Below are 13,030 nucleotides of genomic sequence, written 5' to 3' on the forward strand. Positions count from 1 at the left end.
AAATAAATCATAATGAAGGGAGCGTTGGTCGATGTATAAATATTGTGAAATGCAAACGGATATTTTCGGAACAATCTATATCCTTACCGAGGAAACAGAATTACTTGATATCTCATTATCTGAAGACGACTGGGGAAAGGCTAGTAAAAAATACGATGCAGCTTTTGCACCGGATGATGCGGTTCTTGTTGAAATCAAAAGTGAGTTAGAAGAATATTTTAAAGGCGACCGCAAAACATTCAGTTTCCCAATTAAGCTTAATGGGACAGTGTTTCAAGAGAAGGTTTGGAATGAACTTTTAAACATCCCATACGGTGAAACACGCTGTTATGCAGATATCGCAAATGCGATTGATAACCCGAAAGCCGTTCGTGCAGTTGGACAAGCCAACCGAAAAAATCCGATCCCAATTGTGGTACCATGTCACCGTGTAATTGGAAAGGACAAATCATTAACAGGATACACCGGCACAAGAACAGACTTAAAAGAAAAACTGTTGGAATTAGAAGGTGTGTTGAATGGGTAGACTTATTGGATTTTGGCTAAAATCGATAGGATCGAATTAAAAACGATAGAAACAAAATAAAATCGATAGAAGCAAATTAAAACTGATAGAATCGAAATAAAATCGATAGACCCGCGAAAAATAGAAAAAATCCAGTGTGTCCCACACTGGATTTTCTCAATAACTACCTATTTTTCAAACAAACTCTTAATTTCTGTCTCAAGGTCACCCTGCAAAATCCCTTTTTCCGTAATAATGGCTGTAATTAGCTCATTTGGTGTGACATCGAACGCTGGATTGTACACTTGAACTCCTTCTGGAGCGATGCGAACCCCGCCTATATGGGTAACTTCCTCTGGATTTCGTTCCTCAATCGGAATTTCTTTTCCGCTTGCTAGTGACACGTCAAACGTGGATAAAGGTGCCGCGACATAAAACGGGATACCGAATGTTTTTGCTAGAATCGCTAAATTAAAGGTGCCAATTTTATTAGCAGTATCGCCATTTGCTGTAATCCGGTCAGCGCCAACAATGATTGCATCGATTTCTTTTTCTACAATCGTATGGGCGGCCATATTGTCAGTAATAAGGGTAACATCTACGCCTGACTGCAGGAGCTCCCATGTTGTCAAACGAGCACCTTGTAAAACAGGCCGTGTCTCTGAAGCATAGACACTTAGATTTTTTCCCTGTTGTGCTGCAAGATGGAAAGGCGCAAGTGCAGTGCCGTAGCGTGCTGTTGCGATGGAACCAGCATTACAAATAGTTAAAACTTTAAACCCATCCTTAAAGAGTTCAAGGGCATGTTCACCGATTAGGCGGCAAACCGCTTCATCCTCAGCTTGTATGCGAATAGCTTCATGGATGAGAGTGGTTTTTGCTTCATTCACGGACGTTGAATCTTCCATACTTGTAACCAAACGATTTAATGCCCAAATTAAATTAACAGCAGTTGGACGTGAACTCGCCAAGTATTCTTTATCTTTTTGCAGTTTTTCCTTAAATTTAAGTAGTGTTGTTTCCTTATAGCTCTTTGCCGATAAAGCCAAGCCAAAGGCAGCCGTAATTCCAATTGCCGGTGCCCCCCGTACTTTTAAAGAAACAATACTATCCCATACATCCTCGATTGTAAAAAGATCGATAAATACAGTTTCCAACGGAAGCTTTGTTTGGTCTAATAGCTTAATAGAAGTTTCATTCCACTGAACAGATTGTGGAACTGTTTTTGTATAAGTCATGGTGTCACTCCTTAGCTGTTCTGTCTACATAGTTTCGTAGAATTTCAAGTTCTTTAATGGACTTGCGGTCACGAATTAACTCTTTTCCTAAACGAAGAGCATGTTGTTTTGCTGCAATCTTTTGTTCAAAGTTTTCAATTCCATCCAGATCGGCAACATGAGCTAGCCCGATTGTTCTGCGGATTAGTTCACAGCCTGCAAAACCAATCGCATCTTCAAACGCTTGCTCGAGAACATATTCCAAATAGCCATCAGTATCACGGTAATGTTCCACAGCGTCATTTTTCCAAGCCTGTGAAAATGTTACCGAAAACACATCCCATGTTTTTTCAATATGTTGATAGAGGGGTCCACGGTTATCAGAATCTCGTGAAATGGCATTTAATAATAGATTTGCAATGAATTGACCAAGGTCAAAGCCAAATGGACCAAAATAAGCAAATTCAGGATCGATTACTTTCGTCTCAGTATCACTTGCGAAAATACTTCCTGTGTGTAAATCGCCATGCAGTAGGGCATCTGCTTGAGTCAAGAATTTCTGCTTTAACTTTGCTGCCTCAAGTTTAAGTGGTTGGTCAGCCCAAATTTGCTCCACATCATTTCGTAGCTCCTCTTCAAAGCTATTTGTATCAATATCAAAAAATGGATCTGTGAAAACAAGATCCTCAGTAATTTTACAAAGGTCAGGGTTAATAAATTTTTGCACAAGCACTTTTTTCTTTGTTGGCTCTAGTCCAAAGTCTGATGAATAAAATAGAGTTTTAGCTAAATATGTTCCGATGTGCTCTGATAAAAGAGGAAAGTTTCTCCCCTCAATTAGTCCAGTTCTTGAAATTTGTAAGTGGGAAAGGTCTTCCATCACAGTGATAGCTAGTTGCTCATCCGTATAATAAACCTTTGGCACAAGTGATGGAACATAGTCGGCAGCAGTTAATAATGCATTGGCTTCGATGGTTGCGCGTTTGAGCGATAATGGCCAACTCTCACCCACGACCTTTGCATATGGTAATGCTTGCTTGATGATAATTCCTTTTTCGTTATCTACAGTGGTAATTTGGAATACTAGATTTAGATTACCATCCCCGATTTCCTTGCATGTTAACACTGTTCCATCTTCAAATAAGCGAAGCCGGGTGGTCAATGCGATCGCCATACTTTCTGTTAATGGTTCATAAATTGATGGATATGAAATTGCCATTTTATATACCTCCAGTAATAAATTTTATTGTCGTTGGAGGCTTCTCGAAAAAACAGAAAAGCCTCTTTCTCATTTGAAAGAGGCTTGAAGACACAGCATCAAACCTCTTATCTGCCAGGAAATAGAAATTTCCTGCTGGAATTAGCACCGTGCCTTATGGGTTTCCCCGGCGCTAAAAAATAGCGCCCCACCTTACGATGGAATTACGGTCGGTTGCTGGGCTTCATCGGGCCAAGTCCCTCTGCCTGCTCTTGATAAGAGATCAAGTTAACAATATTTAAATTTTAAGTTAATACTGAAGAGAATCATAACAACGAATACACATAATTGTCAATCAATTTTTCAACTTTATTATATATAATAATTCGGACGACGATCCTGGAAAATTGGAATTTGTTTTCTAACTTCTTGAACCTTGCTGAGGTCAATTTCAGCGGTTAATGTTGTGCTTTCAGTACCTGCTTCAGCAATAATAGTTCCCCATGGATCGATAATCATCGAATGTCCTGCAAACACATTATCAAGATTACTTCCAACACAGTTACAAGCAACGACATAGCATTGATTTTCAATCGCCCGACTTAGGAGTAAAGTGCGCCAATGCTCAAGCCGAGGGAGTGGCCATTCCGCAACCACGAATAAAATTTCTGCCCCACTTGTTGTATGCGCGCGAATCCATTCTGGGAAGCGAATATCGTAGCAAATGACTCCTGCAGCTGGTACATTTTCAATGGTGAAATCCCCTTTGGTTTCCCCAGCTTGTAAATACAAATGCTCATCCATGAGCTGGAATAGATGAAGCTTACTGTATTCACTGACCATTTCTCCTTCACGATTAAAGATAAACATCGTGTTTGTCACACCTTGTTCGGTCTTTTTGGCAATAGAGCCGGCTACTATATTAACTGAATATTGTTTTGCTACGTTTTTTATAAATGCTTTCGTTTCATCCCCGTTATCATCGGCAATTTCATCTAATCTTGTTAAGTCATATCCAGTTGACCAAAGCTCTGGTAGGATAATGATATCGGGTTCATCTTGAGCCATTGTTTTATCAATCTCTTTAGAAATTAGGTTAAAATTTTCTTGCGGTTTTCCGAATTGAATATCATACTGAATACATGCAATTTTTAGATTCATTTGGAGTCCTCCTGTGAAATGATACTTTACAAGTAACAATATATGATTATAGACTAGTATTTCAAGTATTTTGAAGAAGGTGTACACATGAAAAATTTCGAACAATCTGAAATCCTACAAAATTTACCGAAACAGTTCTTCGCTTCACTTGTTGCAAAGGTGAACAAAGTCGTTGCCGAGGGAAACGATGTCATAAATTTAGGGCAGGGAAATCCAGATCAGCCGAAATTTCATAAATATTCTCCGTTTCGCGGACATTCTTTCATGAAGAAAGCAGCAGCAGAATTTTATCAACGTGAATACGGTGTTGAACTGGATCCGGAAACGGAGGTCGCAATTCTATTTGGCGGGAAGGCTGGATTAGTTGAAATTCCACAATGCCTCTTAAATCCAGGGGATATAGCATTGGTACCAGATCCTGGTTACCCGGATTATTGGTCAGGTGTTGAACTTGCTCGCGCAGAAATGGCATATATGCCCTTAAAAGAGCAAAATGCTTTTTTACCTGATTACTCAGAAATTGATTCGGAGAAGCTTGAAAAAGCAAAAGTTATGTTTTTGAATTATCCCAATAATCCAACCGGAGCGGTGGCGACAAAAGAATTTTTTGAAGAAACAATCACTTTTGCAAAAGAGCATGAGATTTGTGTCGTCCATGATTTTGCATATGGTGCGATTGGATTTGAAGGGAAAAAACCAATTAGTTTCTTAGAAATGGATGGTGCTAAGGATATCGGGATTGAGATCTACACACAATCAAAGACATATAACATGGCGGGCTGGAGAGTTGGTTTTGCGGTTGGAAACCCGAGCGTAATTGAAGCCCTAAATCTAATTCAAGACCATATGTATGTTAGTTTGTTCAGTCCTATTCAAGCGGCAGCAGCGGCAGCGCTAACGGAGTCGCAGGAATGTGTGAAAGGACTAGTGGACAAGTACGAATCAAGACGTAACGCATTCATCAGTGCACTTAAAGACATTGGTTGGGACGTAAAAGCGCCTGCAGGCTCCTTTTTTGCTTGGCTACCAGTACCTGAAGGATATACATCTGTGAGCTTCGCAGATCTTTTACTAGAAAAAGCTCATGTTGCAGTTGCACCAGGAATCGGCTTCGGCGAATATGGTGACCGCTATGTCCGAGTTGGTCTTTTAACCGACGAAGAAAGATTGATTGAAGCCGCAAACCGGATTAAAAAGTTAAACTTGTTCAAAAGTTAAAAAACGTTTGACAAGAAAAAAAAATCCTGTCATAATCCTAATTAAATTCAGCTTCATATATAAATAATGGTTGAGCGAGTTTTAAAATGAGGCTCAACATCAAATAAAATCTATTTTCTTATTAAGAGCAGGCGGAGGGACTAGCCCAGTGAAGCCCGGCAACCGACTTACATTCGTAAGCACGGTGCTAATTCTTGCAGCGTTAAGCTGAGAGATAAGAAGATGTTAGTTTGCTAACCTCTTCTTAAATGAAGGGGTTTTTTATTTTTAGAAATGAGGGTTTAAACATGAGTGAAGTGATTGCTACATATTTGGTACATGACACGAGTGACAACTTCGAGAAAAAGGCTGAAGGTATCGCCCTTGGCTTAACGATCGGCTCTTGGACGAATTTACCAAAACTTGAGCAGGAACAACTAAAAAATCATAAGGGAAGAGTAGTAAGTGTTGAGCAAGTTGATGAGAACCAACGAGCAAGTCAATATCTAGGGAAGCAAGTAAAAAAAGGAATTATCAAAATTTCTTACCCAAGCGCAAATTTTAGTGCTGATCTACCAGCCATTTTAACGACTACCTTCGGGAAGCTTTCCCTTGATGGAGAGGTAAAATTACTAGATTTAGAGTTTTCAAATGAATTGAAAGCTTCATTTCCAGGACCAAAATTTGGGATGAGTGGAATCCGTGAAAAACTAGGAGTGTTTGATAGACCGCTAGTGATGAGCATTTTTAAAGGAGTAATCGGAAGAGATATTGAGTATCTAAAAGAGCAGCTTCGTGAACAGGCACTTGGTGGTGTCAATATCATCAAGGATGATGAAATCCTTTTTGAAAATCCTTTAACACCTTATGAAACTCGAATTATAGAAGGCAAAAAAGTGCTTGAGGACGTTTATACTGAAACCGGACATCGCGCCCTTTATGCTGTGAATTTAACCGGTCGAACATTTGAATTAAAGGAAAAAGCAAGGAAGGCAGTAGAGCTTGGAGCTGACTTATTATTGTTTAACGTATTTGCATATGGGCTTGATGTTCTTCAAAGCTTAGCAGAAGATCCGGAAATTTCAGTCCCGATTATGGCTCATCCAGCTGTAAGTGGAACGCTGACACCGTCCGAATTTTACGGGTTTTCAAACCAATTGCTGCTTGGAAAACTACTGAGATATGCAGGAGCAGACCTTGTCTTGTTCCCATCACCATATGGTAGTGTTGCACTTGAAAGAGAGCAAACCCTGGCGATAGCAGCTGAATTAACAAAACCAGATGAATCATTTAAAGCTTCGTTTCCGGTTCCATCCGCTGGGATTCATCCAGGCTTAGTGCCACTGCTCATTAATGATTTTGGAAAAGATAGTGTAATTAATGCAGGTGGTGGCGTTCACGGACATCCGGACGGTGCCATTGGTGGAGGAAAAGCCTTTAATGCGGCGGTCGAAGCAGTCCTTAAAGGGAAGACACTTGTCGAATTTGCACAAAATAGCCCAGAGCTTAAAACAGCAATTGAATTATGGGGATACAAAGAGGTATAGCGATGAACAAACCATTTATCTTCTGTGATTTTGATGGAACAATCACAAATACAGACAACATTATAGCCATTATGAAAAAATTTGCCCCACCAGAATGGGAGAAGATCAAGGATCAAGTGCTCTCACAGGAAATTCCGATCCAAAAGGGTGTAAGTAAAATGTTTTCTCTTTTACCTTCAGGTTGGAGGGGAGAGATTACCGATTACATCCTTAACCACGCTGAAATTCGAGATGGATTCAAAGAGTTTGTAGCTTTTACGAAGGAACAAGGAATTCCGCTTTACGTCGTAAGTGGAGGAATTGATTTTTTTGTTGAGCCATTGCTTGAAGGTCTCATTGCAAAAGAGCAAATTTACTGCAATAAATCGGATTTTTCGAATGAAAGAATTGATATTTTATGGCCATATACGTGTGATGCTGAGTGCACAAATGAGTGTGGCTGCTGTAAGCCAACCTTGATACGTAAGCTTTCAAATCAAGATGTTTATAAAATCGTGATTGGCGACTCGATTACCGACCTTCAGGCAGCAAAGCTTGCGGATAAGGTAATTGCAAGGGATTTCTTAATTGAAAAATGCGAAGAATTGGGAATTGAACATTCATCCTTTCATTCCTTCTTTGATGTCATTAAGATATTGAAAAAGGAGGTTTTGGCTAATGCTTAAGGTCAAGCAATGGACAGAGCTTGCGGATATAAAGGATGAACTCGCAAGTCGCGATTGGTTCATGGGGACAAGTGGAAATCTAGCAATCAAGGTATCCGATAATCCGACCACCTTCCTTGTAACTGCCAGTGGCAAGGATAAGAAAAAAAGAACCGATGAGGACTTTTTATTAGTAGATGGGGCGGGATTACCTGTTACTCCAACCCATTTAAAGCCCTCAGCAGAAACACTTTTACATGTTGAAATCTATAACAAAACAAATGGAGGCTGCAGCTTCCATGTTCATACCGTTGATAACAATGTCATTTCTGAATTATATGCCGATAAGGGCGAGGTAGTTTTCAAAGGTCAGGAAATTATTAAAGCGCTCGGATTATGGGAAGAAGATGCGGAAATACGAATTCCAATCATTAAAAATGACGCTGATATCCCGACACTTGCTCGAAACTTTAGTAAGCATGTGAACGGTGACTTTGGTGCAGTCCTTATTCGAAATCACGGCATCACAGTCTGGGCTAAAAATGCTTTTGATGCCAAAAAACATCTAGAGGCATATGAATTCCTTTTTAGCTATCATTTGAAATTATTAGCATTAAATCCTTTGCTAATAAGGGCTTAACATAAAAAATACGAGGTGGAGAAAATGGCAAATATTAAATTCCGTAATACAGGTGAAAGATTAGAAGGTCAAGAAAAGGTAGCAGAATTCCTACAAGAACAAGGTGTCCTTTATGAGCACTGGGACACTAGCAAACTACCTGCAGAATTAAGAGGAAACTGCAAAATCAATGATGAACAAAAAGAGCAAATCCTATCTATTTATGAAGAAGAAATCAAATCTCTTGGGGCACGTAATGGTTATCAAAAATGGGATGTTATTGCATTATCCGATGCAACTCCAAATCTGGATGAACTTTTAAAGAAATTTGAACAAGTACATGTTCACACAGAAGATGAAGTACGTGCAATCGTAGCTGGACATGGTATTTTTATTATTAAAGGAAGTGGCGACAATGGCTACTTTGATGTAGAGCTTGAAGCAGGTGATGTTATTTCTGTACCTGTTGAAACTCCACACTTCTTCACGCTTATGGATGACCGTGAAGTGGTTGCCGTACGTTTATTTATTGACCCAGCTGGTTGGGTGGCACATCCATTCAAAGATCCAGAATTTGCTCAAAACTAAATTGGGATGAAGGGACTTTGTGGAGATTTTCCATAAAGTCCTTTTTATATCAAAATATTGAGAATATTCTTTACATGTAACGGTAAATATGTTACATTTTTGTTCATTGGAATACATACTTTTCGTCGCATATAATAAAGGTGATAAAGAATTATTCTATATGATTGAGGAGTGGGGAAAATGAAAATTCGCTATAATTTTGTTCAAAAATCGGATGTAAAATATTGTGATGATAAATTTACCGTTCAACAGGCCCTTCAATTTTTAAATGAAACAGGCTTTCGCTCAGTGCCAGTATTATCAAAAGATGGCACAGGATTTGAAGGGTTAATTTATAAGGTTGATATTTTAGAGTATTTATATGAAAAAGATGGAGAAGCAAATGCGAAAATATCAACACTTGTTGAAAGCAAGGATGCATTCGTTTACGAGGAGGATTCATTTTTTAAGACATTTTTAACGATTCGACGCTTGCCGTTTATTGCGGTGTTAGATGCTGATAAAGAGTTTCAAGGGATCATCACACATGCTAATGTAATGGATGTACTTGAGGATTCTTTTGGTATGAAAACAGGTGGATATACGTTAACAATTGCCACTATTGAGCATAAAGGGGCAATCAAGGAACTTGTATCCCTCATTCGTGATATTAATATTGACGGCATGCTTACACTTGATAATGGTGAAAAATACCTCCGCCGAATTATTTTAAATCTACCAAGTTCACTTGGCGAGGAAAAAATAAAGAATATCAAACAGAAACTAGAAGCGAAGGAATTCCGCGTTACCCATATTGACCGAATTAAATAATTGTATTAGACCTATAGGAATACTACCTATAGGTTTTTTTAGTAAAACTTTTGTCGATTTATGTATTATTCATGTTGTCGAAAAGGATTGGTTTACTTAATGGAAGCGTTTACGTACACAATTTAGTAAAATTTTTTAAGAAAAAAATGTCTAATTTTGCGAATCTATTTACATAAATAGTAGATTTTGTAATAATTCATAGAGTAGCAACTCAAAATGCACCAAAGGTAGTATTGGTTAGCATACGTTAGTTGTATGCGGCGTTAGAATCTTCTAACGTGAGAATAAAGGAGTGGAAGTTTTGGAAACCAGTCGTGTTGATTACAAACAGATGCTATTAGACGAAATTAATAGAAAAAGAGAAGAAATGATCACAATCGCTAATAGTACGGGGTTTACAAGTAATGAAACAATTGAATGTAGTCAAGAACTTGATGAACTTATAAATATCTATCAACGAGCAGAAGCAGCAGAACGAAACCATTCACTTTTTCGTCAGTTTTTAAAGAGAGTCATGTTATTTTTCGCACTTCAAAAGGTCAGCTACAAATCATAAATGGTCAACTCAAACAATTCATCTAGGTGGATTGTTTATTTTTTTATGTTAATTAAGAGGAACTAAACAAAAAAAGGACGCAAAGCGCCCTCCCTAATCACATCATGCATTATTCCATTCATTCACCTTCTGATCAGATGGCAATAGGAAGGCTATACAACCGAGCAATGGAAGGAAGCCCATCATAATAATAGTAGGTGTCAATCCGATTGCATCAATGATCGAACCAATCGCAACACCACCGATTCCCCCCATACCAAAGGCAAGACCTACGGTTAACCCTGACATCATCCCGATTTTACCCGGCATCAGTTCTTGTGCGTACACAACAGTAACAGAGAAGCTTGATAATAGGATAAATCCAATTACTGTCACTAGCACGATCGCCATACGTGGTCCAACAAACGGCAAGATGAGGGCTAAAGGTGCTGTTCCCAATAGTGAAGCGAGAATAACGTTTCGTCTTCCAAATTTATCAGCAAGTGGTCCTCCAAAAAAGGTTCCTAGAGCACCAGATGCTAAAAATAGGAAAATATAAATCTGTGATTGTGAAATAGTATATCCATATTTTTCAATGACATAAAAAGAGTAAAAGTTTGTGATGCTTGACATATACCATGTGCGCGCAAAAATGAATAGGACAATTATAATTAATGCTAGTTTAATAGCTTTCATGTTTCGTGGTGCAGCGGAAATAGCTTTCTTCACCTTTTTTTGAATCTTAACTGTTTTAAGGGTACGAGCATACCAGCCTGCGATATACACAAGCAAGCCAACCGCAAGTGCTGCAACTAACGAAAACCAAATTGCCCCAAATTGCCCAAGTGGAACAAGAATTAATGCGGTAATAACTGGCGCAAGTGCCTGACCTGAGTTTCCGCCAACCTGATAAATGGATTGTGCCAATCCACGGCGATCACCAGCTGCCATATAGGCAACGCGGGAGCCTTCGGGATGAAAAACCGCAGAACCTACCCCAATAAATAGGACAGACAGAATAATGGTTGTAAAATTTGGTGCAAATGCTAATCCAATTACCCCAAAAAAGGTGGAGGTCAAACCGATTGGCAAAGCATATGGCATTGGTTTTTTATCTGTATACCATCCAACAACAGGTTGAGCAACTGATGACACCATCTGCAATGAGAAGGAAATTAATCCAAGTTGCGTAAATGATAACCCCATGGAACGTTCTAAAATTGGAAACATGGCTGGGATAATGGCTTGGATGGAGTCATTAAGCATGTGGCAAAATCCAATGATAACTAAAATTCCATAAAGCGTCTTATTTGCATCTGCTTCTGGACGAGCAGCCTGTGTTTTTACTGCTAGCATTTTATTTCATTCTCCTTTGTTACTTACCCTTGAGGTCAATTTAACTTTATCCAACCGAGGCTGAATAAAGTTAAAGCCTCCGGCGGATGCCACAGATTTTCAAAGGNNATGAAAAACCTTTTTTCGATATTTGTAAAGTGAAAATTCAAAATTAATATAGGGAAATGGAGACAAAAAACAACATGCTTTTAATTCTCGAGTATTGCTTTACCTTGTTTGAAATTTCTGATAAATTTAATGGTAAGACAGTATTGAGAAGTAAGGAGGAGGCAGGACATGAAATACAGAAGGTTAGGCCGTTCGGGTCTTAAGGTTAGTGAGATCAGCTTAGGAAGTTGGTTAACTTTTGGTAAAACAGTAGATGAGAAAATGGCAGCGAAAACCGTTCATAAAGCATATGAACTTGGTATAAATTTTTTTGATTCGGCAAATGTGTATGAGCGTGGGGAAGCGGAGCGAATTTTAGCAAGTGCGTTAAAAGAATACCCGCGGGAATCGTATTGTATTACGACAAAGGCATATGGAGCAATGGGGGATGGACCTAATGACCGGGGCTTGTCGAGGAAACATGTCATTGAGCAAGTGCATGCTAGTTTAAAACGCATGGATTTGGAGTATGTCGATGTATTTTACTGTCATCGCTATGACGAGGATACTCCATTGGATGAGACATTACGCACAATCGACGATTTAATTCGACAAGGAAAAATTCTATATGTAGGTGTAAGTGAGTGGACTGCCGCTCAAATTCAAGAAGCGATTGCGATTGCAGATAAATATTTATTAGATCGAATCATTGTCAACCAGCCTCAATACAATATGCTCCATCGTGATATCGAGGATGAAATTATCCCAGTTTCTGAAAAGAATGGTATTTCACAGGTGGTATATTCACCGCTTGCTCAAGGTGTATTAACTGGAAAATATAGAGGCGGTACGATTCCAACTGGAAGCAGGGGGGCAAATTCCCAGGTGAATTCATGGGTCAAAAACATTATTGATGGGATTGTATCAACCAAGCTAGACCGTCTTGAGGAGTTTTCTAATGAATTAGGGGTTACCTTGCCTGAATTAGCCCTATCCTGGATTTTAAGACAGCATAATATTGCTAGCACGCTTGTTGGTGCAACGAATCCGGAACAAATTGAGGCAAATGCGAGAGGATCGGAGCTTGTCCTTGGATTTGATGAGATAAAGAGAGTCGAAGCGATCTTGACAGTATAGACCATTGAAAATAGCCAAACCCAAGTATATGTGGGTTTGGCTATTTTATTGTAAAAGATTACTATTTTTTTACTTCAAATTGGTAATTTTGTGTATACTAAAATTGGAACCAAGAAAAAGAGGTAACTAAGATGAAATCTATTACAATTACAATACTTGAAACTAGTGATGTTCATGGCAATATTTTTCCGATTAATTATGGGAGCAATGAGGCTGCTTGTCTTGGACTTGCAAAAATTGCGACTGTCATTAAAGAAGAGAGAAGCCGTAATCGGAACACAATCGTTATTGATAATGGAGACTTAATCCAAGGAACTCCTTTAACCTATCATTATGTACGTTCAAGTCATCACAAGAAAAATCCGATGATTACATTATTAAATGATTTAAACTATAATGCCGCAGTAATCGGGAATCATGAATTCAATT

The 13,030-nt window shown here is 38.8% G+C and carries 13 protein-coding genes, 1 pseudogene and 2 riboswitches; of the genes and pseudogenes, 10 read left to right on the forward strand and 4 right to left on the reverse strand.

Annotated elements, in window-relative coordinates; translation table 11 throughout:
- Positions 1–31: 31 nt before the first annotated feature.
- Positions 32–526, forward strand: coding sequence for a methylated-DNA--[protein]-cysteine S-methyltransferase (locus tag V7147_RS15180; RefSeq protein ID WP_335368682.1), 495 nt, complete (start codon positions 32–34; stop codon positions 524–526).
- A 167-nt stretch (positions 527–693) separates the two neighbouring features.
- Here V7147_RS15180 and mtnA read toward each other — a convergent pair whose 3' ends face one another.
- The 3 genes from mtnA to V7147_RS15195 all read right to left on the reverse strand — a co-directional run bounded on the left by mtnA (position 694) and on the right by V7147_RS15195 (position 4,081).
- Positions 694–1,743: an S-methyl-5-thioribose-1-phosphate isomerase gene (gene mtnA / locus V7147_RS15185; RefSeq protein ID WP_335368683.1), complete on the reverse strand. Its 1,050-nt coding sequence runs from the start codon at positions 1,741–1,743 to the stop codon at positions 694–696.
- A gap of 4 nt (positions 1,744–1,747) precedes the next feature.
- Positions 1,748–2,941, reverse strand: coding sequence for an S-methyl-5-thioribose kinase (gene mtnK, locus V7147_RS15190; RefSeq protein ID WP_335368684.1), 1,194 nt, complete (start codon positions 2,939–2,941; stop codon positions 1,748–1,750).
- A gap of 104 nt (positions 2,942–3,045) precedes the next feature.
- Positions 3,046–3,202, reverse strand: a riboswitch (SAM riboswitch).
- Between the two features lie 90 nt (positions 3,203–3,292).
- On the reverse strand, positions 3,293–4,081 hold the full coding sequence (locus tag V7147_RS15195) for a carbon-nitrogen family hydrolase (RefSeq protein WP_335368685.1): 789 nt from the start codon (positions 4,079–4,081) through the stop codon (positions 3,293–3,295).
- Between the two features lie 87 nt (positions 4,082–4,168).
- Here V7147_RS15195 and V7147_RS15200 point away from each other — a divergent pair, with 87 nt between their 5' ends.
- From V7147_RS15200 to V7147_RS15230, 7 genes are all read left to right on the forward strand, one after another.
- Positions 4,169–5,299 carry a pyridoxal phosphate-dependent aminotransferase gene (locus V7147_RS15200; protein WP_335368686.1) on the forward strand — a complete coding sequence of 377 codons (1,131 nt, stop codon included), beginning with the start codon at positions 4,169–4,171 and terminating at the stop codon, positions 5,297–5,299.
- A gap of 115 nt (positions 5,300–5,414) precedes the next feature.
- Positions 5,415–5,520: riboswitch (SAM riboswitch) on the forward strand.
- Positions 5,521–5,586: 66 nt separating this feature from the next.
- Positions 5,587–6,825, forward strand: coding sequence for a 2,3-diketo-5-methylthiopentyl-1-phosphate enolase (gene mtnW, locus V7147_RS15205; protein ID WP_335368687.1), 1,239 nt, complete (start codon positions 5,587–5,589; stop codon positions 6,823–6,825).
- Between the two features lie 2 nt (positions 6,826–6,827).
- Positions 6,828–7,490: a 2-hydroxy-3-keto-5-methylthiopentenyl-1-phosphate phosphatase gene (locus V7147_RS15210; RefSeq protein ID WP_335368688.1), complete on the forward strand. Its 663-nt coding sequence runs from the start codon at positions 6,828–6,830 to the stop codon at positions 7,488–7,490.
- Positions 7,483–8,109: a methylthioribulose 1-phosphate dehydratase gene (locus V7147_RS15215; protein WP_335368689.1), complete on the forward strand. Its 627-nt coding sequence runs from the start codon at positions 7,483–7,485 to the stop codon at positions 8,107–8,109. Before V7147_RS15210 ends, V7147_RS15215 begins: the two co-directional genes overlap by 8 nt.
- A 24-nt stretch (positions 8,110–8,133) precedes the next feature.
- Positions 8,134–8,676 (forward strand): 1,2-dihydroxy-3-keto-5-methylthiopentene dioxygenase, encoded by a 543-nt coding sequence (locus tag V7147_RS15220; protein ID WP_335368690.1) that lies wholly within the window; start codon positions 8,134–8,136, stop codon positions 8,674–8,676.
- Between the two features lie 180 nt (positions 8,677–8,856).
- The gene (cbpA, locus tag V7147_RS15225) at positions 8,857–9,486 is read left to right on the forward strand and encodes a cyclic di-AMP binding protein CbpA (RefSeq protein ID WP_335368691.1); all 630 of its coding nucleotides are present in this window, start codon (positions 8,857–8,859) and stop codon (positions 9,484–9,486) included.
- Positions 9,487–9,787: 301 nt separating this feature from the next.
- Positions 9,788–10,042 carry an aspartyl-phosphate phosphatase Spo0E family protein gene (locus V7147_RS15230; RefSeq protein WP_335368692.1) on the forward strand — a complete coding sequence of 85 codons (255 nt, stop codon included), beginning with the start codon at positions 9,788–9,790 and terminating at the stop codon, positions 10,040–10,042.
- A gap of 102 nt (positions 10,043–10,144) precedes the next feature.
- On the opposite strand, the gene V7147_RS15235 is transcribed toward V7147_RS15230, so the two are convergent.
- Positions 10,145–11,377 (reverse strand): MFS transporter, encoded by a 1,233-nt coding sequence (locus tag V7147_RS15235; protein WP_335368693.1) that lies wholly within the window; start codon positions 11,375–11,377, stop codon positions 10,145–10,147.
- Positions 11,378–11,653: 276 nt separating this feature from the next.
- Between V7147_RS15235 and V7147_RS15240 the strand changes: the two genes are divergently transcribed.
- Positions 11,654–12,601: an aldo/keto reductase family protein gene (locus V7147_RS15240; protein WP_335368694.1), complete on the forward strand. Its 948-nt coding sequence runs from the start codon at positions 11,654–11,656 to the stop codon at positions 12,599–12,601.
- Between the two features lie 191 nt (positions 12,602–12,792).
- Positions 12,793–13,030 (forward strand): annotated as a pseudogene (locus V7147_RS15245) (bifunctional metallophosphatase/5'-nucleotidase); the annotation flags it as partial.

The organism is Bacillus sp. JJ1521, assembly GCF_036965165.1.
GTDB lineage: Bacteria > Bacillota > Bacilli > Bacillales > Bacillaceae_L > Ferdinandcohnia.

Excerpts from the sequence above, each read along its gene's own strand:
- V7147_RS15235 (WP_335368693.1), bottom strand. The coding sequence starts at position 11,377 with ATGCTAGCAGTAAAAACACAGGCTGCTCGTCCAGAAGCAGATGCAAAT.
- cbpA (WP_335368691.1), top strand. The coding sequence starts at position 8,857 with ATGAAAATTCGCTATAATTTTGTTCAAAAATCGGATGTAAAATATTGT.
- mtnK (WP_335368684.1), bottom strand. The coding sequence starts at position 2,941 with ATGGCAATTTCATATCCATCAATTTATGAACCATTAACAGAAAGTATG.
- V7147_RS15180 (WP_335368682.1), top strand. The coding sequence starts at position 32 with ATGTATAAATATTGTGAAATGCAAACGGATATTTTCGGAACAATCTAT.
- V7147_RS15210 (WP_335368688.1), top strand. The coding sequence starts at position 6,828 with ATGAACAAACCATTTATCTTCTGTGATTTTGATGGAACAATCACAAAT.
- V7147_RS15220 (WP_335368690.1), top strand. The coding sequence starts at position 8,134 with ATGGCAAATATTAAATTCCGTAATACAGGTGAAAGATTAGAAGGTCAA.
- V7147_RS15200 (WP_335368686.1), top strand. The coding sequence starts at position 4,169 with ATGAAAAATTTCGAACAATCTGAAATCCTACAAAATTTACCGAAACAG.
- mtnW (WP_335368687.1), top strand. The coding sequence starts at position 5,587 with ATGAGTGAAGTGATTGCTACATATTTGGTACATGACACGAGTGACAAC.
- V7147_RS15215 (WP_335368689.1), top strand. The coding sequence starts at position 7,483 with ATGCTTAAGGTCAAGCAATGGACAGAGCTTGCGGATATAAAGGATGAA.
- V7147_RS15240 (WP_335368694.1), top strand. The coding sequence starts at position 11,654 with ATGAAATACAGAAGGTTAGGCCGTTCGGGTCTTAAGGTTAGTGAGATC.
- V7147_RS15195 (WP_335368685.1), bottom strand. The coding sequence starts at position 4,081 with ATGAATCTAAAAATTGCATGTATTCAGTATGATATTCAATTCGGAAAA.
- mtnA (WP_335368683.1), bottom strand. The coding sequence starts at position 1,743 with ATGACTTATACAAAAACAGTTCCACAATCTGTTCAGTGGAATGAAACT.